At 66.2% G+C, this 23,166-nt stretch carries 25 protein-coding genes and 2 tRNA genes; 14 read left to right on the top strand and 13 right to left on the bottom strand.

From position 1 onward, the window contains the following. Window positions 1-39: 39 nt before the first annotated feature. Entirely contained in the window at window positions 40-834 is a 795-nt protein-coding gene (trpC, locus tag HUT07_RS18430; protein ID WP_176022128.1) for an indole-3-glycerol phosphate synthase TrpC, read from the top strand. Then, complete coding sequence (locus HUT07_RS18425; RefSeq protein WP_176022127.1) at window positions 831-1,547, top strand: haloacid dehalogenase-like hydrolase; 717 nt, start codon at window positions 831-833, stop codon at window positions 1,545-1,547. The genes trpC and HUT07_RS18425 overlap by 4 nt, the downstream gene beginning before the upstream one ends. Window positions 1,548-1,586: 39 nt before the next feature. Here the strand turns inward: HUT07_RS18425 and HUT07_RS18420 are convergent, their stop codons facing one another. Continuing rightward, window positions 1,587-2,348, bottom strand: a complete 762-nt coding sequence (locus tag HUT07_RS18420) for a sulfite exporter TauE/SafE family protein (RefSeq protein ID WP_176022126.1) — start codon at window positions 2,346-2,348, stop codon at window positions 1,587-1,589. Between the two features lie 119 nt (window positions 2,349-2,467). Further along, window positions 2,468-3,157: a cAMP-activated global transcriptional regulator CRP gene (gene crp, locus HUT07_RS18415; protein WP_025874619.1), complete on the bottom strand. Its 690-nt coding sequence runs from the start codon at window positions 3,155-3,157 to the stop codon at window positions 2,468-2,470. 150 nt (window positions 3,158-3,307) lie between these two features. On the opposite strand from crp, the gene speD reads away from it, so the two are divergent. Further along, entirely contained in the window at window positions 3,308-4,102 is a 795-nt protein-coding gene (gene speD / locus HUT07_RS18410; protein ID WP_176022125.1) for an adenosylmethionine decarboxylase, read from the top strand. 166 nt (window positions 4,103-4,268) lie between these two features. Further along, entirely contained in the window at window positions 4,269-4,589 is a 321-nt protein-coding gene (gene sugE / locus HUT07_RS18405) for a quaternary ammonium compound efflux SMR transporter SugE (RefSeq protein WP_005411314.1), read from the top strand. Between the two features lie 95 nt (window positions 4,590-4,684). On the opposite strand, the gene coq7 is transcribed toward sugE, so the two are convergent. Further along, the gene (coq7, locus tag HUT07_RS18400) at window positions 4,685-5,329 is read right to left on the bottom strand and encodes a 2-polyprenyl-3-methyl-6-methoxy-1,4-benzoquinone monooxygenase (RefSeq protein ID WP_176022124.1); all 645 of its coding nucleotides are present in this window, start codon (window positions 5,327-5,329) and stop codon (window positions 4,685-4,687) included. Between the two features lie 197 nt (window positions 5,330-5,526). Here coq7 and rplM point away from each other — a divergent pair, with 197 nt between their 5' ends. Then, window positions 5,527-5,955, top strand: a complete 429-nt coding sequence (gene rplM / locus HUT07_RS18395) for a 50S ribosomal protein L13 (protein WP_025874623.1) — start codon at window positions 5,527-5,529, stop codon at window positions 5,953-5,955. Window positions 5,956-5,957: 2 nt separating this feature from the next. After that, window positions 5,958-6,350, top strand: a complete 393-nt coding sequence (gene rpsI, locus HUT07_RS18390) for a 30S ribosomal protein S9 (protein WP_005411311.1) — start codon at window positions 5,958-5,960, stop codon at window positions 6,348-6,350. Window positions 6,351-6,588: 238 nt separating this feature from the next. Here the strand turns inward: rpsI and HUT07_RS18385 are convergent. Together HUT07_RS18385 and HUT07_RS18380 are read right to left on the bottom strand one after the other, a co-directional pair. Then, window positions 6,589-6,662, bottom strand: a tRNA-Gln gene (locus HUT07_RS18385). 52 nt (window positions 6,663-6,714) lie between these two features. Then, a tRNA-Met gene (locus tag HUT07_RS18380) sits at window positions 6,715-6,791 on the bottom strand. Between the two features lie 120 nt (window positions 6,792-6,911). On the opposite strand from HUT07_RS18380, the gene HUT07_RS18375 reads away from it, so the two are divergent. From HUT07_RS18375 to bfr, 3 genes are all read left to right on the top strand, one after another. Further along, complete coding sequence (locus tag HUT07_RS18375) at window positions 6,912-7,532, top strand: RNA pyrophosphohydrolase (RefSeq protein ID WP_176022123.1); 621 nt, start codon at window positions 6,912-6,914, stop codon at window positions 7,530-7,532. A gap of 108 nt (window positions 7,533-7,640) precedes the next feature. After that, the gene (locus HUT07_RS18370; RefSeq protein WP_089237360.1) at window positions 7,641-7,850 is read left to right on the top strand and encodes a bacterioferritin-associated ferredoxin; all 210 of its coding nucleotides are present in this window, start codon (window positions 7,641-7,643) and stop codon (window positions 7,848-7,850) included. 140 nt (window positions 7,851-7,990) lie between these two features. Continuing rightward, window positions 7,991-8,461, top strand: a complete 471-nt coding sequence (gene bfr / locus HUT07_RS18365; protein ID WP_025874625.1) for a bacterioferritin — start codon at window positions 7,991-7,993, stop codon at window positions 8,459-8,461. A gap of 1 nt (window position 8,462) precedes the next feature. Here the strand turns inward: bfr and HUT07_RS18360 are convergent, their stop codons facing one another. Genes HUT07_RS18360 through HUT07_RS18350 form a run of 3 tightly spaced genes read right to left on the bottom strand, consistent with a single transcriptional unit; the run spans window position 8,463 to window position 13,225 of the window. Further along, window positions 8,463-10,667 (bottom strand): hybrid sensor histidine kinase/response regulator, encoded by a 2,205-nt coding sequence (locus HUT07_RS18360; RefSeq protein WP_176022122.1) that lies wholly within the window; start codon window positions 10,665-10,667, stop codon window positions 8,463-8,465. Then, the gene (locus HUT07_RS18355; protein WP_176022121.1) at window positions 10,668-12,563 is read right to left on the bottom strand and encodes an EAL domain-containing protein; all 1,896 of its coding nucleotides are present in this window, start codon (window positions 12,561-12,563) and stop codon (window positions 10,668-10,670) included. A 44-nt stretch (window positions 12,564-12,607) separates the two neighbouring features. After that, complete coding sequence (locus HUT07_RS18350) at window positions 12,608-13,225, bottom strand: DUF4126 domain-containing protein (RefSeq protein WP_025874628.1); 618 nt, start codon at window positions 13,223-13,225, stop codon at window positions 12,608-12,610. A gap of 178 nt (window positions 13,226-13,403) precedes the next feature. Here HUT07_RS18350 and HUT07_RS18345 point away from each other — a divergent pair, with 178 nt between their 5' ends. The 5 genes from HUT07_RS18345 to ampE all read left to right on the top strand — a co-directional run bounded on the left by HUT07_RS18345 (window position 13,404) and on the right by ampE (window position 17,092). Beyond that, window positions 13,404-14,147, top strand: coding sequence for a DUF6776 family protein (locus HUT07_RS18345; protein ID WP_176022120.1), 744 nt, complete (start codon window positions 13,404-13,406; stop codon window positions 14,145-14,147). 4 nt (window positions 14,148-14,151) lie between these two features. Then, on the top strand, window positions 14,152-14,616 hold the full coding sequence (locus HUT07_RS18340; protein WP_176022119.1) for a polymer-forming cytoskeletal protein: 465 nt from the start codon (window positions 14,152-14,154) through the stop codon (window positions 14,614-14,616). Between the two features lie 31 nt (window positions 14,617-14,647). Further along, window positions 14,648-15,040, top strand: a complete 393-nt coding sequence (gene erpA / locus HUT07_RS18335) for an iron-sulfur cluster insertion protein ErpA (RefSeq protein ID WP_176022118.1) — start codon at window positions 14,648-14,650, stop codon at window positions 15,038-15,040. Between the two features lie 137 nt (window positions 15,041-15,177). Next, window positions 15,178-16,110 (top strand): NAD(+) diphosphatase, encoded by a 933-nt coding sequence (gene nudC, locus HUT07_RS18330; RefSeq protein WP_176022117.1) that lies wholly within the window; start codon window positions 15,178-15,180, stop codon window positions 16,108-16,110. A 94-nt stretch (window positions 16,111-16,204) separates the two neighbouring features. Continuing rightward, window positions 16,205-17,092: a regulatory signaling modulator protein AmpE gene (gene ampE / locus HUT07_RS18325; protein ID WP_176022116.1), complete on the top strand. Its 888-nt coding sequence runs from the start codon at window positions 16,205-16,207 to the stop codon at window positions 17,090-17,092. Between the two features lie 472 nt (window positions 17,093-17,564). Here ampE and HUT07_RS18320 read toward each other — a convergent pair whose 3' ends face one another. The 5 genes from HUT07_RS18320 to yccS all read right to left on the bottom strand — a co-directional run bounded on the left by HUT07_RS18320 (window position 17,565) and on the right by yccS (window position 23,002). Further along, entirely contained in the window at window positions 17,565-17,990 is a 426-nt protein-coding gene (locus tag HUT07_RS18320) for a DUF2752 domain-containing protein (RefSeq protein ID WP_176022115.1), read from the bottom strand. A 43-nt stretch (window positions 17,991-18,033) separates the two neighbouring features. Beyond that, on the bottom strand, window positions 18,034-18,318 hold the full coding sequence (locus HUT07_RS18315; protein WP_176022114.1) for a CD225/dispanin family protein: 285 nt from the start codon (window positions 18,316-18,318) through the stop codon (window positions 18,034-18,036). Between the two features lie 33 nt (window positions 18,319-18,351). Beyond that, window positions 18,352-18,639 (bottom strand): CD225/dispanin family protein, encoded by a 288-nt coding sequence (locus tag HUT07_RS18310; RefSeq protein ID WP_117311576.1) that lies wholly within the window; start codon window positions 18,637-18,639, stop codon window positions 18,352-18,354. A gap of 194 nt (window positions 18,640-18,833) precedes the next feature. Next, window positions 18,834-20,723: an MFS transporter gene (locus tag HUT07_RS18305; RefSeq protein ID WP_176022113.1), complete on the bottom strand. Its 1,890-nt coding sequence runs from the start codon at window positions 20,721-20,723 to the stop codon at window positions 18,834-18,836. A gap of 101 nt (window positions 20,724-20,824) precedes the next feature. After that, window positions 20,825-23,002, bottom strand: a complete 2,178-nt coding sequence (yccS, locus tag HUT07_RS18300) for a YccS family putative transporter (protein WP_176022112.1) — start codon at window positions 23,000-23,002, stop codon at window positions 20,825-20,827. Window positions 23,003-23,166: the final 164 nt, after the last annotated feature.

The raw sequence follows: 23,166 nt of genomic DNA, 5'->3' as shown, positions 1-23,166 counted from the left end.
AATGGCCGTCCTCACCGCCCCCGCACCGACCCGACGACGATGAGCGATATCCTGCAGACGATCCTGGCCCGCAAGGCCGAAGAAGTAGCCCAGCGCCGCGCCCAGCGCCCGCTCGAGGAGCTGCAGGCCGCGCTGGCCGATGCGCCACCGGTGCGCGGCTTCGTGCGCGCGCTGCAGGCGGCGGTGGCCAACGGCGACCCGGCTGTGATTGCCGAAGTGAAGAAGGCCAGCCCCTCCAAGGGCGTGATCCGCCCCGACTTCCGCCCGGCCGACATCGCGGTCAGCTACGAGTTCGGCGGCGCCAGCTGCCTGTCGGTGCTGACCGACGTCGACTTCTTCCAGGGCGCCGACGTCTACCTGCAGCAGGCGCGCGAGGCCTGCACGCTGCCGGTGCTGCGCAAGGACTTCGTGATCGACGCCTACCAGGTGGTCGAGGCGCGCGTGCTCGGCGCCGACTGCATCCTGCTGATCGTTGCCGCGCTGGATGATACGCAGCTGGCCACGCTGTCCGAACTGGCGATGTCGCTGGGCATGGACGTGCTGGTGGAAGTGCATGACATCGACGAGCTGGAGCGTGCGCTGCAGGTACCGGCGCCGATGATCGGCATCAACAACCGCAACCTGCGTACCTTCGAGGTCTCGCTGCAGACCACGCTGGACATGCAGAACGCGGTGCCGCGCGACCGCCTGCTGGTCACCGAGAGCGGCATCCTCGGCCCGCAGGACGTGGCGCTGATGCGCGATGCCGGCATCCATGCGTTCCTGGTCGGCGAGGCCTTCATGCGTGTGGAAGAGCCGGGCGAGGGCCTGCGTCAGCTATTCTTCGCGGCATGAAAACGTACTATCCGACGCCGCGCGACGATGCGCCGCTGGTGGTCTTCGATTTCGACCACACCCTCTACGACGGCGATTCGGGCACCCACCTGTTCGCCTCGCTGATCAAGCGCAACCCGCTGCGGATGCTGGCGGCGCTGCTGGTCACCCCGATTGCCGGGCCGATGGTGGCGATGCTGCCGACCCGCCGTGCCGGCATTTCGGTCTATGTGTGGATCGGCAGCTTCGGCCTGCATCGCGCCCGCGAGTTCAACAAGGTGATCGATGCGTACGTGCTGCGCAACGAGGCGCAGATGCGTGCGAAGCTGCTGCCACAGGCGCTGGAGGTATTCGCCGCGCACCGGGCCAAGGGCGATCGCGTGGTGGTGGCTACCGGCGCACCGCCGGAGCTGGCTCGCGCGATCCTGGCCTTCGTGGCCCACCAGGATGTGCCGGTGATCGGCACCGAAGTGGGGCCGCGTCTGGGCGGAGTAGGGCCGACCCGCCACTGCCACAACGAAGAGAAGATGCGCATGCTGCGCGAGCGCGGCTACGGCGACATCGATATTGCCTACTCCGACAGCACCGCCGACCTGCCGCTGCTGCTTGCAGCGAAAGCGCCGGTGGTGGTCAACCCGAAGCCGGCCAAGGTGGAGTTCTTCCGCCGCGTGCTGCCGGCCGGCACCCGCATCCTCAACTGGGGCTGCGTGGACCGGGGCGGCGACAAGGCGTAATCGATCCCGCTTGCCCGCCGGGCCATGCCCGGCGAGCGGTCAGCGGTACAGGTACCCGAACAGCGCATGGCCCACCTGGAACAGGCTGATGCCCAGCACCAGCACGCCCACCGCGACCAGTACCCAGCGTTCCTTCACCCGCTTCACCAGCAACGCTGCCACCGGCGCGGCCATCATGCCGCCAATCAGCAGGCCGGCGACGATCTGCAGGTGCTGCAGCCCCATCGACAGTAGAAACGTAGCTGAAATGGTCAAGGTGACCACGAATTCGGCCGCATTGACGGTGCCGATCGTGGTTCGTGCCTGACCGCCGCGGGCGAGCAGGGTGGAGGTGGCTACCGGGCCCCAGCCACCGCCGCCACTGGCATCGAGCAGGCCGGCGAAGAATCCCAGCACCGGCACCCGGCGGATCTCGCCCTTGGGCATCCAGCGGCCGGCCGCGCGGGCCAGGATGATGATGGCCAGCACCAGCAGGTACAGGTAGATCAGCGGACGGATCAGGTCGCCAGGGACCTGCGTCAGGACGTAAGCGCCCAGCGCACCGCCCAGCGCGCCGGGCAGGGCGAGGCGGAAGAACAGGCGTTTGTCGACATTTCCTGCGACCAGATGCGACACACCGGAGGCCCCGGTGGTGAACACTTCAGCGGTATGGACGCTGGCGCTGACCTGTGCGGGAGGCAGCCCCATGCTGAGCAGTACCGATGACGAAACCAGCCCGAATGCCATGCCCAGCGCGCCATCGACCAGCTGTGCGCCGAGGCCGATGAGGATGAACCACCAGAATTCGCTGCTCAGCTCCATGGGCCGAGACTAGCCCAGCAGGCCGCGCACGGGCCGTGTAGAGCCGAGCCCATGCTCGGCTGCCATTCGCGTACAGCAGCCGAGCATGGGCTCGGCTCTACAGGGCTTCCTCCCGGCAATCACCGGGTGCCGTACAGCACCACGGTCTTGCCGCGGGCGTGCAGCAGGCCGTCGGTCTGCAGCTTCTTCAGTACCCGGCCGGCCATTTCGCGCGAGCAGCCAACCAGACGGGCCAGTTCCTGGCGTGAGACGCGCAGCTGGCTGCCCTGCGGGTGACTCATCGACTCCGGCTCCTGCGCCAGATCGTGCAGGGTGCGCACGATACGGTCGGTGACATCCAGGAAGGCCAGGCGGCTGGCCTTGCGGCTGGTGTCCAGCAGGCGCTTGGAGATCTGCTGGCCCAGCGCGTACAGCAGGCGCGGGGCATCGGCCGACAGCGGGCCGAGGAACAGCTGATGCAGGCGCTCGTAGCTGATTTCAGCCAGCTCGCAGGCCGTGCGGGTGCGCAGGATCACCTCGCGGCGGTCCGACTCCACGAACAGGCCCATCTCGCCGACGAACTCACCGGCGCCGAAATAACCCAGCACCAGCTCACGGTCCTCCTCTTCCTCGGCCATGATCGAAACCGAGCCGCTGATGACGTAATACAGGGTGCCGGCCGGGTCACCGGGCCGGAAGACGTCGGTACGGGTGGGATAGCGCCGCCTGTGGCTGTGCGCCAGGAAGCGGTCGATTGTTGCGATGTCCAAGGCCAATGGGCTGCTAGCTAGGCGCACGGTTGACACGATAGGGGCGCTCCCTCTGCGCATGAACGGATTCACGGGGTCGATAGCGGAGCTTAACCAGCGCAATTGTTAAGGGCAAACAGTGTGCCAGAAGCTGAGCGTCTTCACGTTCCCCCTGGAGACACTTATGCCGCATAATTCCCCCTTTCCCTTCTTACACAGGAATCGACCGCCGTGGTCAAGCCGTTGCCTCGCCTGAGGTTGCAGGGTTTCAACAACCTCACCAAGGCGCTGAGCTTCAACATCTATGACGTGTGTTACGCGCGCACCGAAGAGGAGCGTCAGCGTTACATTGAATACATCGATGAAGAGTACAACGCCGACAGGCTTACTCAAATCTTGACCGATGTCGCTGAGATCATCGGCGCCAACATCCTCAACGTGGCCCGCCAGGATTACGATCCGCAGGGTGCCTCGGTGACGATCCTGATCTCCGAAGAGCCGGTGATCGACAAGAAGCAGGCCGGCAAGGAGTTGATTTCCGATGCCGTGGTCGCGCACATGGACAAGTCGCACATCACCGTGCACACCTATCCGGAAACGCACCCGCAGGAAGGTATCGCCACCTTCCGCGCCGACATCGACGTGGCTACCTGTGGCGTTATTTCGCCGTTGAAGGCGCTGAACTACCTGATCGAGAGTCTGGAATCGGACATCGTGATCATGGACTACCGCGTTCGTGGCTTCACCCGTGACGTGAAGGGCAAGAAGCACTACATCGATCACAAGATCAACTCGATCCAGAACTTCCTGGCCAAGAACATCAAGTCGCGTTACGAGATGTTCGACGTCAACGTCTACCAGGAAAACATCTTCCACACGAAGATGCACCTGAAGGACTTCGACCTGGACCAGTACCTGTTCGAGGAAAAGGCCAAGAACCTGTCGTTCAAGGAACGCATGAAGATCGAAGCGCTGCTCAAGCGCGAGATCGAAGAGCTGTTCCACGGGCGCAACCTGGCCGAGTAACACCCATGTGCGATGCCGCCAGGCATCGCCACCAGGCGGGACGTCCCGCCCCGTGGAACCGGCGCGCTGCGCAATTTTCAGTTCCACGGCGATGTACCGACTTACGGCCCGGTGTGAAAACACCGGGCCGTTTCGTTTTTCCCAAAAAGGTAAGGAGCCCCCACCCATGCCCTGGATCTATCTGCTGCTGGCCGGTCTGTTCGAGATCGGATTCGCCCTTGGAATGAAGTACTCCGAGGGTTTCAGCAAACCCCTCCCGACCGCCGCCACGGTGGTGTCCGCACTGATCAGCCTGTACTTGATGAGCCAGGCGATGAAGAGCATTCCGGTGGGTACCGCCTACGCGATCTGGACCGGCATCGGCGCCATGGGCGTGGCGGTGCTGGGCATCTACCTGTTCAATGACAGCGCCTCGCCGGCACGCCTGGCGTGCGTGGGCCTGATCGTGGCCGGTGTGATCGGCCTGAAGCTGGTGTCGCCCAATTGAAAGGTGGCCCGACCAACGGTCGGGCCCCACCGTGTGGTTTGGTCGGGCCCCGCCGCACCTCTTGGTAGGCCCGCACCGTTGGTGCGGGCAACCCTTCAGATGCGGTAGGCGATGGTCTTCATCACCTTGGAAGCCAGCGCCATCGCGCCGGGAATCGGGAATGGCAGGCGGCGTGCGCCGGCCTGCTCGGCCTGCTCGGCATGCCGGGCCTCGTCTTCCTTCATCACCCGGATGACCGCGCGGCTGCGCAGGTCGCCGGCCGGCAGGTCGACCAGGTGTTCGTCCAGATGGGCTTCCACCTGGCGCTCGGTCTCGACCACGAAGCCCAGGTTCCAGCCGTCGCCGCGCAGCCCGGCCAGGGTGCCGATGGTGTAGCTGCCGGCGTACCAGAGCGGATTGAACAGGCTCGGGCGGCTGTCCAGCTCGCCCAGGCGGGTGGCGCACCACGCCAGGTGATCGGTCTCTTCCTGGGCCGCTTCCAGCAGATGCTCGCGGGTCGCCGGATCACGCGCCACCGCGGCCTGGCCGAAGTACAGGCCCTGCGCGCAGACCTCACCGACATGGTTGATCCGCATCAGCCCGGCCGCGTGGCGACGCTGCGCGCTGTCCATGCCGGGCTCGCCGGTGTCCGTGGCCGGATAGGGGCGGCTGGCCGGCGGGGTGCCGAACACCGTGTCCAGGGCGCGCTGCGCCTCGGTCAGCAGATGATCCAGCGGGGTGGTCTGGCGAAGCACGGTCATGGCAGCACGGCGTGGAGCGGGGGAGACCCCGATTCTCGCCCGGCCCCGGCCCCCTGCCAACCCGGGGCGGAGGCAGGCTTGCACCCGCCAGCCAAGGTGCGTACAATGCCGCCCCTTACGCTCCACCTTTCACAACGCGTGGCAGAGTTCCGGCGAGTCCTTCGCCGCAATGAGCCCGACCTAACCAAGAGTTCTTCATGAGCACTTTCACTGCCAAGAACGAGACCGTCCAGCGCGACTGGTACCTCGTCGACGCCGAGGGCAAGACCCTGGGCCGTCTCTGCACCGAGCTGGCCCGCCGTCTGCGTGGCAAGCACAAGCCGGTCTACACCCCGCACGTTGATACCGGCGACTACCTGGTCGTCATCAATGCAGAAAAGATTGTCGTCACCGGCAAGAAGCTGCAGGACAAGATGTATCACCGTTTCACCGGCTACATCGGCAACCTGAAGACCGAATCCCTCGCCCAGGCGCTTGAGCGCCACCCGGAGCGCGTGATCGAGACCGCCGTCAAGGGCATGCTGCCGAAGGGCACGCTGGGTCGCCAGATGTACCGCAAGCTCAAGGTCTACGCCGGCACTGAGCATCCGCACGCCGCACAGCAGCCGCAGGTTCTGGATATCTAATCATGGCTATCACTCAAAACTACGGCACTGGCCGCCGCAAGTCCTCCACTGCTCGCGTGTTCCTGCGCAAGGGTTCGGGCAACATCACCGTCAATGGCCGTCCGCTGGACGAGTTCTTCGGCCGTGAGACCGCGCGCATGATCGTGCGCCAGCCGCTCGAACTGACCAAGAACACCGAGAGCTTCGACATCCTGGTCACCGCCGCTGGCGGCGGCACCACCGGCCAGGCCGGTGCGATCCGTCTGGGTATCGCCCGTGCTCTGGTCGAGTACGACGAAACCCTGAAGTCCGAGCTGCGCAAGGCTGGCTTCATGACCCGCGACGCCCGCGAAGTCGAACGTAAGAAGGTCGGTCTGCACAAGGCCCGCCGCGCCACCCAGTTCTCCAAGCGCTGATTTACCGCGCCTGGTTGGGCTCCCTCGGGAGCCCGCTGGTTGGAAAAGCAAAAGCCCGGCTTCGGCCGGGCTTTTGTCGTTTCGGGGTCATGCATTTGCTGGTTGCCGGCCAGTGGCCGGCACTACCGGTGGTTTCGTGTAGAGCCGAGCCGATGCTCGGCTGCTCTTCGTTGGGACGTGCGACCAAATTAGAAAGAAAAAGGCCAGATCTTTCGATCTGGCCTTTTTCTTTTTAATTTGGCTGCCCCTGATGGATTCGAACCACCGATGCCTGAGTCAGAGTCAGGTGCCTTACCGCTTGGCTAAGGGGCAATGTAACGTGTAACTATTTTCTCACTTTTCACGTTGAAAAACAACTTCAACGTGGTGGCTATGGGTGGACTCGAACCACCGACCCCAGCATTATGAGTGCTGTGCTCTAACCGGCTGAGCTACATAGCCTTGGTGAGCCCGCTATTCTGCTGATATGTACCAGGACTGTCAACACCTTTGATCGTGCTTGTGGCCCGACAGACGGCATGGGATAGTCCCAACCAGTAGATTTTCTTAGGAGTCCGCATCGTGATCGATCCGGACGGCTATCGACCGAACGTCGGCATCGTGCTGATGCGGCAGGACGGGCAGGTGTTCTGGGCACGACGTGTGCGCCGGGATGGCTGGCAGTTCCCGCAGGGTGGCATGAACACCGACGAGACGCCTGTCGAGGCCATGTATCGCGAACTGCAGGAAGAGACCGGGCTGTTGCCGGAGCACGTTGAAGTGCTTGGGGCGACACCGGGCTGGCTGCGTTACAAGCTGCCGGCGCGCGCCATCCGTCGCAATGAACGCCAGGTCTGCATTGGCCAGAAGCAGGTCTGGTTCCTGCTGCGTCTGACCGGTGACGAGGCCCACGTCAGCCTAGACCATACCGACTCGCCCGAGTTCGATCATTGGCGCTGGGTCGATTTCTGGTACCCGGTGGAGCATGTGGTGGTGTTCAAGCGTGGTGTCTATGCGCGTGCCCTGCGACATCTGGCGCCGTTGGCCCAAGGGGTGGCAGGGCAGAGCATCAGTGCCATGCCCAAGAGCGCTGCAGAGGCCTGGATGCCGGGTCACACCGCCGGCCATGACCGTCCGCGCAAACGGCCCCGCAGCCACGGCTACTGGCCGAAGAAAGCGCAGGGCGAGGGCCCTGGCACCTGATGGGCTGAACGGTATCGAGAATGGTTCAGGTCTCTGATTGACAACCATTCTCGTTTCCATTGGAATAGCCACCAGGCCGCTACTGGCCTGTTGCCTTGGTTCCCGCCCGTGTACGTCTGCATCTGCAACGGTGTTACCGACCACCAGATCCGCGAAGCCGCCAGCCATGGCGTTACGTCGGTGGCCGAGCTGACCATGCGCACCGGGTGCGGCGCTACCTGCGGTTCCTGCCTGGACATGGCCGGCGACCTGCTGGCCAAGGCACGTGCTACCCACGATCTGCCGTTGCCGGTGTTGGGTCTGGCGCAGGTCGCCTGAGTCGTTTCGCGGCGCGTTGACGCCGCACTCTCCTGGTCTTCATTGCTGGCCGCACTGGCCAATGCGCACGATTCGCGTTCCTTCACGGCCGCGCGCAAGGGGTTACAGTGCCCGCGATTTCAGCGTGCAGGAGCATCCCCATGAAGGGCGACACCAAGGTCATCGAATTCCTCAACAAGGTCCTCTACAACGAGCTGACCGCGATCAACCAGTACTTCCTGCACGCCAAGATGCTGAAGAACTGGGGCATCAAGGAACTGGCCGAACACGAGTACAAGGAATCGATCGAAGAAATGAAGCATGCCGACATGCTTGCCGATCGCATCCTGTTCCTCGAAGGCCTGCCGAACTTCCAGGCGCTGGGCAAGCTGCGCATCGGTGAGAACCCGACCGAGATCCTGCAGTGCGATCTGTCGCTGGAACGCGATGGCGTGGTCACCCTGCGCGAGGCCGTGGCCTACGCCGATTCGGTCGGCGACTACGTCAGCCGCCAGCTGTTCGTGAAGATCCTCGACTCCGAGGAAGAGCACATCGACTGGCTGGAAACCCAGCTGGAGCTGATCGAGCGCATCGGTGAGCCGAAGTACCTGCTGAGCAAGCTCGAAGAGTGATTCAATGGGCCTGGCCGGCGAGGTAGCCGGTCAGCGCTACGCGCGCACGGGCGAACTCCGCCACCAGCAGCGCCACTGCCACGGCAGGGCGCTGCAGGCTGCCACTGCGGGCTTCGTGTTCGATCCGCCGCGCCACTGCTGACAATGACAGCGCGCCGACGTTGGCACTGGACGATTTCAGGCTGTGCGACAGGGCCTGCAGGCGTTCGATATCGTTGCCCTGCGCTGCCTGCTGCAACTGCTGCACCAACTGCGGTGCGTCTTCCAGGAATACCGCCACGATCTGCGCAGCAGCATCGCCGATCACCGCATGCAGCTCATCCAGCACGCTGCGATCAAGCACCGGCTGGGGAATCGGGGTTGAGCGTGCTTGGTCATCAGGAGGGCTTTCGATGTCGAGCATGCTCGGCGCTGCGGGCAACTGCACAGGTTCCGACAGCGGCGCATGTTCGCGATCAACGGCAACCCGGCCCCAACGCTGGAGCAACGCATGCAGCGCTTCGCGCGTGATCGGCTTGGACAGATAGTCGTCCATGCCTGCCTGCAGGCAGCGCTCGCGATCACCGGCCATGGCGTTGGCGGTCATCGCGATGATCGGCAGCCGCGTGCGCCCTGCATCGGCTTCCTCGCTGCGCCAGCGTTGTGTTGCGCTGTAGCCGTCGAGCACCGGCATCTGGCAATCCATCAGCACGACGTCGATTCCGCCTTCGCGCAGCAGTGCGAGCGCCTGCTCGCCGTCGGCGGCGTTGCGCACCTGGCACTGGAAGACCCGCAGCAGGTGTTCGGCCACCATCCGGTTGACCGTGTTGTCCTCGACCAGCAGGACACGCAGACCCAATGACGGCAGCATGGCGGCCGGCTGTGCATCTTCGGCGTTGGCCAGCAGTGCTGCCGGGCGTGCGGTGGCTGTTGGCTGTGCCAGCAGCGCGTGCAGGGCGGCATCGTTGAATGTGCTGTGCAGCTGCTGCTGGCGCGGCCGCGGTGCGACCGGATCGTCCTGCAGCCACAGCACCTGCAGAGTATCGTCGGCACCACGCTCGGCCAGGGCCCGCTGCAGTGCCGCTTCGCCAGTGCGGCGATGGCGCGCGTCGACCAGCAGCCATGCCGGGGTGCTCTGGCCCGGGCGTGGCGCTGTGCGCAGGCGTTCCATGGCCTCATCAATACTGGCCAGCAGATGTACCTGCAGGCCATGGTGTGCGGCGATGCGCTCGACGCGTGGCTGCAGCTGCGCATCGGCGGAGTACAGCAGCAGCGCTTCCGGTGAGCGTGCCAGCGCTGGCAGATCGCCGGGTACCTTCAGCAGCGGCACTTCGAACCAGAACGTTGCGCCCTGGCCCGGGATGGACCGCACGCCGATGTCGCCATGCATCAGGTCGGTGATGCGCTTGCAGATGGCCAGGCCCAGGCCGGTGCCACCGTAGATGCGGGTGGTGGACGCGTCGGCCTGGCTGAAGGACTGGAACAGCCGCGCCTGCTGCGCCTCATCGATGCCGATGCCGGTGTCGACCACTTCGAAACGCAGCTGGTGCTGGGCGGGGCCTTCGCCCAGCCGCTGCACGCGCAACTGCACCTGGCCACGTGCGGTGAACTTGATGGCATTGGCCAGCAGATTGCCCAGCACCTGGCGCAGGCGTACCGGGTCGCCGCGCACGGGAAGGCGCACGGCGGGGTCCAGCTGCAGGCTCAGCGTCAGGCCCTTGGCTTCGGCGGCACGCTGCAGCAGCTGCACCACGCCGTCGAGCAGCTCGCGCAGGTTGAAGCTGGTGATCTCCAGTTCCAGTGCCTGTGCTTCCAGTCGCGAGTAGTCGAGGATGTCATCAACGATGCGCAGCAGTTGCTGCGAGCTGGCCGAGGCGGTGGCCAGCATCTGCCGCTGGTCCTCGCCGAGCGGACCACGGGCGATCAGCTCCAGCATCGGCAGGATGCCGTTGAGCGGGGTGCGGATCTCATGGCTCATGGTGGCCAGGAACTCGCCCTTGGCCAGCACGGCCGCTTCGGCCGCCTGCTTGGCCTGCAGCAGCTGGTGCTCCAGCTGGCCCTGGCGCTCGGTGGTGCGCCGCAGCTGGTCGCGCTCGCTGGTCAGGGTGATGCGGTCGCGCTGCAGTGCCGCCAGCGTGTGGGTGCGCGAACGCAACCGCAGGCCCAGTACCAGCAGGGCGATGATGGCCAAGGCCAGCACCACCAGCAGCGCGACCGTCGATGACACTCAGAGCACCGCGTTGTGGAAGTCGAAGTTCAGGTCGCTGCCGGCCGACTGCACCATGTTGCCCTGGATGTAATCGACACCACCGACCCACATCGCAGCGGCGGCCTGTGGATCCTCGATCTGCTGGCCGATGATCTGCAGGCCGGCGGCATGCGCCTGCTCGATCGAACGGCGCAGTTCTTCGCGCGTATCCGGGTTGGAATGGCTGCTGGAGAAGCGTGCGGCCATGCGCACGAACGACAGCGGCAGCTGTGTGAGCAGGGCAATGGCCTCGCTGCCAGGCTCGAACTGGCTCAGGCAGAAGCGCACGCCGACGCTGGCCATGCGCTGGCAGAACTGCTGCAACGGCACGGTGTGGATCAGCGCGTCGGGCAGGCGCACGTCGATCACCAGCGCGCTGCCGGGCAGGCGGCGTTGCTGCAGCGATTCCAGCAGCCAGTCGGCGAACGCGTCGCGCTGCAGGGTGCGCAGCGACTGCGAGACGAACAGGTTCAGCGGTTGCGTGGCGTGGCGATACAGGTCGAGCAGGCCCATCGCATGCTCCAGTACCTGCTGGTCGAGGTCGGCGATGCGGCCGGCGGCTTCGGCGGCCGGAATTACCTGGCCGGCGGTCAGCACACTGCCATCGGCACGGCGCAGGCGCAGCAGCAGCTGGTACTGCGCGCTGCTGCCGCCGGCAACGGCGACGATCGGCTGGTAAGCGAGCTCCAGCTGGCCTTCCAGCAGCGCCAGGTGCTCCTGTTCGGTCGTGATCTGGCGATGCACGTGGCCGGCCACGCCGGCGCTGAGCAGGCGTGCCTGCAGGGTGGTGCGCTCGATCGCTTCCAGGGCGCTGCTGGCATCGTCGAAACCGGGTGACAGCGGCGCGTAGCCGACCACGCCGCGCAGGTGCACGGATTCGTCGTCGCGGATCACGAAGGCGCGTGCGGACAGTTGCTCGCGCAGGGTGCCGGCGATTGCTTCCAGGCTGTCCTCATCGGTGTTGCGCGCCAGCAGCAGGAAGCTGTTGTCGTTCAGGCGCGCCAGCAGGTGCGGGTGGCCTGCCTCGGCAAGACGCTGCCCGGCCTGCACCATCAGCCGTTCGAAGGCCGCGTAGCCGTAGCGCTCGCGCAGGCCCAGCGCGCTGGAGATTTCCACGAAGAACACGCCGCCGCGTTCGTGCTGGGCGAGCGTCGCGTTGAGTTGCTGCAGCACGTGATGACGCGTGGGCAACCCGGTTTCGGGGTTGCTGGTGGCCGGAGCGCCGTTGGCACCCGGCAGGGTTGCGGCCTGCGCGCGCGCGCGGCGGATACGGTTGGCCACCGCGGCGATCAGGTGGCGTGGCCGGATCGGCTTGCTCAGGTAATCGTCGGCACCGCAGTCGAGCACCTCGAACTGGCGCTCCGGGTCCGGGTCGCCGCTGAGGAATACGATCGGCAGCAGTTGCATGCCGGGCTGCTGGCGGATCATCGCGGTCAACCGCATGCCATCCAGCCCGGGCAGGTGCAGATCCATCAGGATCAGGTCCGGGCGTTGCTCGCGGATGGCCTGCTGCACGCCATCGGCGTCGCCGAGCACGATCGCCTGCATGCCGGCGCCATGCAGCACGCTCTGCGCGAACAGCGCCTGGGCACGGTCGTCTTCGACGATCAGCACGCGGTAGGGCGAGTCGGCGTCCAACGGCGCCACGTCACTGTTGCCCGCCTCCGGCAGTGCTGCGGCGGCCGGCAGGGGCGGCGGAGCCGCCAGCCGGACACCGTCGCCGGGCGTTGACGATGCAGGTCCCTGCACTGTCGCTGAGGGTGCCTCGGCAGGCGCCGCCGCAGCAACGGGGGCGGCCCAACGTTGCCAATGATCGGCCGGAGGGGTTTCAGCGCGTCCCGGGCGGGGGCCCGCGGCGGATTCGTTTGCGGCCATCGATGCTCCTGGTGTTCGCGGCCATTATGCGACAAGCCTGCCGATCAGCCGGTACGGGGTTGCCGTTGTCCGTCGTCGCTACCGCCACGTGCCAACCAGCGCACGCTTTTCCACAGGGTGCGCCAGACCAGCCAGACCAGCAATGCACCGGCCAGGCTGCAGGCCAGCACCACCACCAGCGCGATCCACGGATGCGCCAGGGCCAGCGCCAGTCCGCCGATCACCACGGTATCTTCGGCCGCCGAGGCGACCCAGTTGCTGGCCGGTTCCGGCGACGTGTTGAGCAGGGCGCGGGTGCCGGCCTTGAGGCCGTGGCTGGCCAGCGCAACGCCCGCGCCGGCCACCAGTGCGCCGGTGCCCAGGTCGCCATCGGGCGACAGCGTCGCTGCTGCGAGGAAGGCGCCGGCGGGTACGCGCGCCAGGGTCTGTACCAGGTCCCAGGCTGAATCCACGCCAGGAATCTTGTCTGCGAAGAATTCGGCGATGGCCAGTGCTGCCGACGTACCCAGCACCCACCACGACTCGGTGGCCTGCAGCGCCGGTGGCAGGTCGACCCAGCCGAGCAGGCCGGCAATGCCGACGCCGAACACGGTGAGGTAGACGCGGATACCGGCCAGCCAGGCCAGCAGGATGCCGATCACGAACAGGTGGGCTTCGGTCATGGCGGGCTCCGGCGGCGGAACTGTGCGGGGTGCCACACTATCGACGATGGAGTGGCTGAATGCCACCGCCCGGCGCCGGCCGGCACCGGGGAAACCTGCCGTTCCTGTCATACACTAGCCCGTCGTTTGCCCCAGGGGCCGTACTGGCGTCGCCATTGCGATGCCACGGAGACTACCCATGAACAACCGCCCTCCCATGCGTGTGCAGGTCCGCCTGCCCGGTGCTTCGCAACCACCTGCCGACCGTCGTCGCCTGCTGGTGATCGCCGGCATCTGGCTGCTCAGCCTGGTGCTTGCGGTACTGGGTGGCTGCTGGCTGGGCGCGCCGCGCGGTGAACAGGGCCAGCGCGTGCAGGTTGCCGAGAAGCGCGCCGATACCCTGCAGACCCAGCTGACCGAGTTGCGGCAGAAGCAGGCCACGCTGGAAGCGTCGGACCGCATCAGCCGCGCGGCCAACAACGAAGTGCAGTCTTCGCTGGCCGAGCGTGACGAAGAGATTGCCGGCCTGCGCGCGGACGTCGCCTTCTATGAACGCCTGGTGGGCTCGACCAGTCAGCGCAAGGGCCTGAACACCCATTCGATTGAATTCAGCCCGGAATCGGCGGGTACCTGGCAGTACAGCGTGGTGCTGACCCAGAACCTCAACCGCGGCGCGATCAGCCAGGGGCAGATGCGTTTCACGGTGGAAGGCGTGAAGAACGGCAAGCTTGCCACCATCAGCTGGGACGAGCTGCACCAGCGCAGCAAGGTGCCGGGACAGGATTACTCGTTCCGGTACTTCCAGCAGCTCACCGGCAGCGTGATGCTGCCGGCTGACTTCACCCCGCAACGGGTGAAGGTGACATTGGGGAGTGGTGCGGGGGGCGCCACCCAGGTATTCGACTGGAAACAGGCCGGCGCACCGGCCAGCAAAGGGGAGTAGGCAGATGTTCGGAAGCAGCAAATCCAGCCGTGATGGCCAACTGGTGGTGGATGCCCTGATCGGCAACCAGGTGGTGATCCGTGGCGATGTGGAATTCAGTGGTGGCCTGTACGTGGAAGGTCGCATCCACGGCAAGGTGATTGCCCAGGAAGGCGCCAGCGCGGCGACCCTGACCCTCGCCGAGCACGGCGTGATCGAGGGCGAGATCCGCGCCCAGGTGGTGGTCATCAGCGGCCGCCTTGACGGCGACGTGCATGCCACCGAGAAGGTCGAACTGACCCCGAGTGCCCGGGTCAACGGCAACGTTCACTACCAGGTGGTGGAAATGAATGCGGGTGCCCAGCTGAACGGCCGGCTGATCCACGCCAGCGCCCCGATGCAGGCCCTGCCAGCGCCGGAGAGCGAGGACGCCGGTGATGGCAAGGGCGACACCGCCGCACGCCGCAAGCTGGCCGAGGCGATGGCTTGAAAGCCATCGCCGGCGCCCCCATGCTGAGTCCATGAACACGCTCGTCTCCCTTCCCGGCGCCACGCCGGCTGCCGCGCCCGACTACCAGTCGCTGGATCGGCCGCTGAACTTCACCGAGGCCGCTGCGGCCAAGGTCAAGGAACTGATCCAGGACGAGGGCAACCCCGACCTGTCGTTGCGTGTGTACATCGAGGGCGGCGGCTGTTCGGGCTTCCAGTACGGGTTCGAGTTCGACGAAAACCGTGCCGATGATGACCTGGCGGTGCAGACCAGCGGGGTCACCCTGCTGGTCGACCCGCTCAGCCTGCAGTACCTGATGGGTGCCGAAGTGGATTACACCGAAAGCCTGACCGGTGCGCAGTTCGTGATCCGCAATCCGAACGCCAAGACCACCTGCGGCTGCGGCAGCAGTTTCAGCATGTAATTGCATGGGCGCGGGGTATGCGCCCCGTGCCGTCGGTAGATCCACGCCATGCGTGGATGCCTTTCCTGCACCCACAAAGGCAGATTGCGCACAGCGCCGACCTTGCCACCCGCATCGATTGGCGGCAGGCTAGCTGGATGCTCACTTCTCCTTCGCCGCTTTCCGGTTTTGCCTTCGTGGGTGAACCGTTGGAGCGCGCCGATGCCCTGCGCGAAGATGCCGATGCTCTGGCGCGCCTGTGGCCCGATGCGCGCATTCTTGTGCTGGACCAGGACGGTACCGCCTTCACCGGTGATGACGACCAGCCGCTGGCATTGACTGGCGCTGATGTGGGGGGCGGACCCGGTGTCGCGATCTTCCTCGGCCTGCGTGGCGAGCAGGCGTGGTTCTCGGTGGAAGCTGCCAGCGTGACGATCACCGCGCCGCGCCGGCTCGATCTGCGCCAGGCCGCGCTGCTGTGGACCGTGGCCGATGCGACCGCTTTCAGCTACGCCCGCGGCATGTCCTACTGGCAATCGCGTACCCGCTTCTGCGGGGTCTGCGGTACGGCCGTGACGTTCGCCCGTGGTGGCTTCGTCGGCCGCTGCCCGCAATGCGCGACCGAGCACTACCCGCGCGTTGATCCGGCAGTGATCGTCGCCGTGGAAAACCAGGGCCGGCTGTTGCTGGGTCGCCAGTCCAACTGGGCGCCGCGCCGCTATTCGGTGCTGGCCGGCTTTGTCGAGCCGGGCGAAACCTTCGAGCAGACCGTAGCGCGCGAAGTGCACGAAGAGAGCAAGGTGCGGGTGACCGCCTGCCAGTACCTCGGCTCGCAGCCCTGGCCGTTCCCCGGTGCATTGATGGTTGGTTTCCGTGCGCAGGCACAGGATGACCTGCCGACCGTGGATGGCGAGCTGGAAGACGCGCGCTGGTTCAGCGCAGAAGAAGTGGGAGCGGCCCTCGCACGTGACGTCGAGGACGATGGTGAAGGCATCCGTCTGTCACCGCCGATCTCCATTTCGCGGGGCCTGATCGAGCATTGGTACCGTCAGCAACCGGGGTCCGGCGGCGCCAGCATTGCCGCCACCTGAACACGCTGCCGGTTACAGTACGGTTCACCGCTGACGGTGGCGCTGCGACAGGTAAGGTAGCGACGCCGAACGCTTGCTCGTAGGGAGACCTGCCATGTTCACCACCCTGGTCGCCGTGTTGGTGGCACTGGCCCTTGGCCATGTCGCCCCGGCCGCTGCCGCGTCGCTGCGCCGTTTCGACGGCTTCCGGCGTTGGCTGGGCTGGCTGGACGCGCACGGTGGTCGGGCCTGGCAGGGGGCCGCTGGCGTGGCGCTGGCGATCGTGCCGCCGCTGCTGCTGATGGCACTGGTTGCCTGGCTGCTGCGCGGGGTGCTGTTCGGCCTTCCGGCGCTGCTGCTGGGCGTGGCGGTACTGGCCTGGTGCTGGGGCCCGCGGGATCTGGACCGCGACATCGAAGCGATCATCGATGCCGACGATGCGCCGACCCGGCAGGCAGCGGCACGCAACCTGCAGTCGGCCGGTGGCAGCCTGCGCGAGGATGTTCCTTCGTTGGTCGAAGCGACCGTACTCAATGCACTGCGACGCTGGTTCGCAGTGCTGTTCTGGTTCCTGCTGCTGGGCCCGGTGGGGGCCCTCGGTTATCGTCTGCTGGCATTGATGGCGGAAAGTCCGATGCGCGCACGCGTGCCGGTGGAGCCGCTGGCGCTGGCGCAGCGGCTGCTGGGCTGGATCGAGTGGCCGGTGGCCCAGTTGATGGCGTTCTCGATGGCCTTGGTGGGCAACTTCGACACGGCCTGGAAAGCATGGCGCCAAGCGCATGGTGAGCGCTTGGCCGGCGGCATCGGTTTCCTGGGCGCGGTGGCGCGTGCCAGTGTCAATGCCGAATTGCGCGAAGACGCGCACGATTACACCGAAGCCGGCCTGCTGCCGGTGTGGCAGCGGCTGCCGGACCTGCGTGATGCGATGAGCCTGGTGTGGCGGATGCTGCTGCTGTGGCTGGCGGTGCTGGCCCTGCTGGTGATAGCAGGCTGGGTGACGTAGTGGCTTTGCAGGGCTTGCAGCCCTGCACCCGCTGAAAGCAACAGCAACAGCAACAGCAACAGCGGCTCTGGGTTGCTGAGGGTTGGGCGGGGCGGTGTGGGGCTGCAGGACACGCCGTAAACCCTTCCATGGGGGCTCGATGGCGCCATCCATGGCGCCAACGGTCCTGCAGCCCCACACCGCCCTGCCCCCGACAGGTTCCCGGTGACGGACAGTAGATCCACGCCATGCGTGGATGCCGAGCGCAGCGACCCGCTTCCGCTTTTGATCTTCTCTTCTTTCTTCCGTGGTGGACGCGCACGGAAATTGTCCGTGGCCGGGCGGGTGGGTTGCGCAGGGGCGTAAGCGCCATGGATGGCGCGCCCGAGCCCCCATGGATGGGTTTACGGCGTCCCCTGCGCAGCCCACCCGCCCGGCCAACCCCAACGGCCTCTGCCGACCACCACGAGGGGCTGCGCCGTTGGCGGGAAACCTACACCGGAGCCAGCGCGGTAAACGGCGCCCACGGCAGGTTGCGCAGCACGGCATACCCGGGCAGCAACCACAGCCAGAACATGGGACTGGCCAGTACCCGCATCAGTGGATCAAGCACACGCGGGCGCACGCCGGCAGTGTTGAGCAGCATCAGGAACAGGAAGGGCAGGCTGATGACCAGCAACGGGTTCATCGCCATCGCGCCGGGCAGGTCGAAGTGGACCAGTGAATACAGGCAACGCGTGCTGCCGCAGCCGGGGCAGTAGAAGCCGGTCAGTGCGTACAGCGGACAGCTTGGCAGCGGATTGCCGGAGACGTACGGATTGACGTGGCGCAGCACCACGGCTGCACCGGCAGCGAGGCCGGAGGCGGCCAGCAGCGGTGCCCAGCGGGCAAAACGGGATCGGGCAGGAAGCGCGGACATGCAGGTACGGGATCCGGCACGCGGCCGGATCCCGCCGGGGACATCAGTAGCTGCCGTTGCCGCCGCTCAGGGCGCCCAGGCCGCCAACGGCCATGATCAGGATGACGTACAGGACGCCAACCACGACTGCGGCGATGGCCGACCACATGGCCCACTTCTTGGCCTTGTCGGCCGAATCACGGGCACCGGCGACGTCGCCAGCGGCCAGCTTGCCGTTGACCTGGGCGGCGTAGACGATCGACACGATGCCGGCCGGCAGGCAGCAGAACAGGGTGGACAGGATGGCCCAGACCAGATTGTTGGGGACCTGCGCAGTGGTGGTGTTCATGGTTCAAGCTCCTCGATGGGTGGTGGTGGTGAATCAAAGGTCGGATAGAGCGCCCAGCGCGGCCAAGCCGCCGAACAGCCCGAACCACAACAGCAACAGGACCGGCAGGGCGACGGCCGAAGCCACCGCCCACCAGCCCGCCTTGCGCGACGCGCTGTAGGCCCCCGGCAGGTCACCGGCCGCGCGGCGACCATCGACCTGGGCGGCATACACGATCGACACCACGCCCAACGGCAGGCAGCAGAACAGCGTCGTCAGGATCGCCCAGACCAGATGGTTGGGGATGTAGACCGGACGGCTGAGCGGTGGCGGTTGATTCAAAGCAAGACTCCATTCCTTGGTGGCCGGCCGTGTGAACGGGCCGAACCTCCCCCCTGTGGGTGCGTAATCTACCGCAACCTGCGACGCATGTATGCGGTTACAGCCAGTTCCCGTCGCCTATGCCGCTTGACGGGACAAGAAAAAGCCGGCGCTGGGCGCCGGCTTTCAGGGCACGCTGTGGCGTGATCGGTCCCTCAGGCGAGGTCGCCGCGCAGGGTGCGGACCTGGGCTTCCAGGGCGGCGGCATCGGTCGAGTGACCATCCACCGCCGGTGCCGCGACCACCTCTACGGTTGCCCGGAACCGGCGCGGCACGCGCATGCGACCCAGGCGGGTATCGCGGCGGCTCCACATGCTCGACCACATACCACGCAGGGCCATCGGCACCACCGGCACCGGGCGGCGTTCGAGGATCTTCTCCACGCCGGATTTGAACGCTGCCATCGCGCCGTCGCGGGTCAGCGCACCTTCCGGGAAGATGCACACCAGCTCGCCGTCGGCGAGTGCGGCATCGACCTCATCGAACGCACGCTGCATCAGCGCCGGGTCTTCGCGCGCACCGGCGATCGGAATCGCCTTGGCGGTGCGGAAGATCCAGCGCATCACCGGGATGTTGAAGATCTTGTAGTACATGACGAAGCGCACCGGGCGCGGAATCGTCGCCGACAGGATCAACGCGTCCATGTAGCTGACGTGGTTGCAGACCAGCAGTGCGGCACCTTCATCGGGCACGTTGCCCTCGATGCCATGCGGGCGCAGGCGATACAGCGTGCGCACCATCACCCAGCTGAGGAAGCGCATCAGGAATTCGGGGACGATGGTGAAGATGTAGATCGCCACCACCGCGTTGGCGATGGCCAGTGCCAGGAACAGTTGCGGGATGGTCCAGCCGAGCAGGCGCTGGGTGAGCAGGCCGAGCACTGCCGCAGCGACGATGAAGCCGGAGTTCTGGATGTTCAGCGCAGCGAACACGCGCGACATCTCCGATTTCGGCGTGCGACTCTGGATCAATGCAAACAGCGGCACCACGAAGAAGCCGGTGAACAGGCCGATGCCGAGCAGGTCGATGATGATGCGGATGCTGCCGGCCTGGTGCACGAACTGGGTGACCGACAGGCCCTGCGCGGTGGCTTCACCGGCGCGTGCGAAGTACAGATCCAGCAGGAACGCGGTCATGCCGAACGCGCCCAGCGGCACCAGGCCGATCTCCACGGTGCGCGCCGACAGCTTTTCGCACAGCAGCGAACCGACGCCGGTGCCTACCGAGAACAGCGCCAGCGCGAAGATGTACAGGGTGGGCTCACCGCCGAGGTTGGTGACCGCATAGGACGGCAGCTGCGCGGTGAGGATGGTGCCGACGAACCAGAACCAGGACACGCCGAGAATGGCGTTGCGTACGGACTTCTGCTTCCTGGCCATGCGCAGCACGGCCAGCGATTCGGGGATCGGGTTCCAGTTGATCTTCAGATCCGGTGCGCCGGCATCGACCTTGGGGATCATGCGCGCGGCCAGGTTGCCGCAGATGGCCAGCGCGATGACCGCCGTGGCGGCCACGATCGGTCCGTGGGTGCCGGCCAGGGTGAACACCAGGCCGCCGACGATCATGCCGGTCAGGATCGACATCGACGTGCCCATCTCGACCAGGCCATTGCCACCGGTCAGCTCTTCCGGGCGCAGTACCGAGGGCAGCACCGAGTATTTCACCGGGCCGAACAGGGTGGATTGCAGGCCCGTGCAGAACAGGGCCACCAGCAGCACCGGCAGGCTCTCGGTGACAAAGCCCACCGCGGCCAGCGTCATGATCACGATCTCCATGGTGGTGGTGATCACGATCAGTCGCGACTTCTCCAGCTTTTCCGCGATCTGCCCGGCCAGGGCGGAGAACAGGAAGTAGGGCAGGATGAACAGCGCCGGCGCCAGATTGGTGTAGAGCGTGCGCTCGCTCTCGGCCACGCCGAGATAGAACAGCAGGCCGATGATCGCCTGCCGGTACACGTTGTCGTTGAAGGCACCCAACCCCTGCACGATGAAGAACGGCAGGAAACGGCGCTGGCGCAGCAGGGCGAACTGGTTGTGACCGGACATGGAACCTCCTTGGACCGGCGCAGCCTAGCATTCCTGCCCGTATGCAGGGACGCCAGGGCCGCCGTCCCGGTAGATCCACGCCATGCGTGGATGCCGTCCGCTCAGGTCAAACCACGCACGGCACCATTGGCCGCCGCCCTGACCTTCGGCAGCATCCGCAGCACCAGCGCCATCTGCGTGCGGATCAACTGCAGTTTTGGCGGCATCGTCTCATCAAGCTGTTCCAGTTCCGCGGCCACCGCACGATCGGCATCGTTGTCGTCTTCCGACACCGGTTGCTGTGCCGTCAATGCCGACGCCAGCTGCTGCAGCGCTTTACGTACCCGCTCGCCGGCAGCCAGCGCGAGTGGATCGCCCGCGTAGCTGTCGACCTGGTCGCGGTGCGCCCCCAGGGCCGAAAGATGCCCGAGCAGGGTGTTGGACAACGCCAGGAAGTGAAAACCGGAATCGAGATTGCGGCGCACGTGGCCCGGTTCGCGCAGCATGTTCGACAAGGCGGTGGACAGTGCGGCATCGGCGTTGTGCATGTCGCGGCGGGCGATGCGGTAGGCCAGATCGTCGCGCATGCCGCTGCGGTACTGGCCCAGCACCGATTCCAGATAACGGGCGGCGGTATCCAGCACCCGCGCCAGCACGCGGTGCAGCTGGCGACCCTGCCAGTCCGGCAGGATCAGGAACGCGGCTGCTGCGGCGATCGCGCAGCCAAGGATCGTATCGACCATGCGCGGCACGATCAGCACGAAACCGTCGCCGATCAGATTGAAGCAGGTCAGTGCCATCACCGTGATGGCGGCCGAGGCAACCAGATAGCGGTCGGTGCGGGTGAAGAAGAACAGCAGCGCCGACAGCAGCGCGATCAGCAGCTGGATCTCCAGCCGGGGGAACAGCTGCAGCAGCGCCCAGGTCAGGACCAGGCCGGCCAGCGTACCGACGATACGCTGGGCCAGGCGCTGGCGGGTGGCGCCGAAACTGGGCCGGCACACGAACACGATGGTCAGCAGCACCCACGAGCCGTTCTGTGCATTGAACAGGCGGATGGCAGCGAAACCGGCGATCAGTGCCAGCGCCATGCGCAGGCCATGGCGGAACAGCACCGAGCCCGGGGTGAGCTGCTGGCGCAGGCGCACGCCCATTTCGCGCAGGGTGTGCGGGTTGCTGTCGCGCAGGCGGGTGTCGACGTTGTCGAGGCTGGCTTCGGAACGTTCGGCATCGAGCAGGCGGCGCTCGATGCTGCGCAGGTTGTGCACCAGCAGGTCCAGCGAGCCGAGCAGGCGCTGCCACTGCGGGCGTTGCTGATCGCGCAGGTAGGTGAGCGCATCGGCAAGATCGCGTCCGGCCTGCTGGTTGCTCTCGCCGTAAACGAACGGGCGGCGCAGCCGGATCGCTTCGCCCAGCCGTGCACAGGCCTGGCCCTGCAGGTCGAGCAGGCGCTGGCAGCGGTACAGCACGTCGCTGTGGAAGAACGCATCGACCAGCGCGCCGTACGGGTAATGGGAGGAGCTGGCACGCTCATGGAAATCCTGTGCCATGTAATACAGGCGCAGGTACAGGCCGGAGTTGACGCCGGGCCGGCCGGAGCGGCCAAAACGCGCCAGGATCGCTGTCTTCGCCTCGTTCAACGCACCCACCACGCGGCGGTTCTGCTCGGCCAGGTCGAGCTGGCGGCGCTGCAGGTCCGCCTCGCGCACGGGTTCGAACAGGGCGGCCTTGAGCTGCAGGTAACGCCCCAGTTCCACATACAGGCGCGCCACGCGCTCGCGCACCGGCCGGTTGGCGAACAGCGTGGTCCACAGGATCGACAGCAGCCCGTACCAGACCGCACCCGCCAGCAGGTGGCTGACTGCGTCCAGCGCACTGTGCAGGTCATGGGCGCCATGCTGTTCCAGGCCGATCATGGTGTAGATGGCCAGCGTGACGGTGGCCTGGGCGATGGACGCATAGCGCTCGCCGAGTGCGCCGAGCAGTGTCAGGCCGAACGTGGACAGCGCCAGGGCCGTGATGAAGATCCATGGCCAAGGGAACAGCCAGATCACCGAGGCCGCCGCCAGGCAGAAGCACAGCAGCGACAGCAGCACAGCCTTGGTCCGGCCCCACCAGTTGTCATCGGTCTCGGCAATCGCGCTGGCGATGATGCCGAGGAACACCCCGGGCAGCGCGGTCAGCGCATCCAGGTGCCAACACACGGCCAGGGCCGCTGTCAGGGCGATGAACACCCGCAGGCCATAGCTGGCCTTTTCGTGGGCCCACAGGCGGCTGAGGCGGGATTCGCGTGCGGACATGCAGGCTCGGCGGAAGGAACGACCACCATTATTGCGGGCTGCGTGTGAAATGGTAGATCCACGCCATGCGTGGATGATCTTCCATGCGATATCCGGTAGTGCCGGCCGCTGGCCGGCTCCTCGCACCTTCGTCCGGGCTCATGAGGAGCCGGCCAGCGGCCGGC

Source organism: Stenotrophomonas sp. NA06056, assembly GCF_013364355.1.
Classification (GTDB): domain Bacteria; phylum Pseudomonadota; class Gammaproteobacteria; order Xanthomonadales; family Xanthomonadaceae; genus Stenotrophomonas.
The sequence above is the reverse complement of the archived record's forward strand: the minus strand, read 5'-3'. Positions and strand labels throughout refer to the sequence as shown.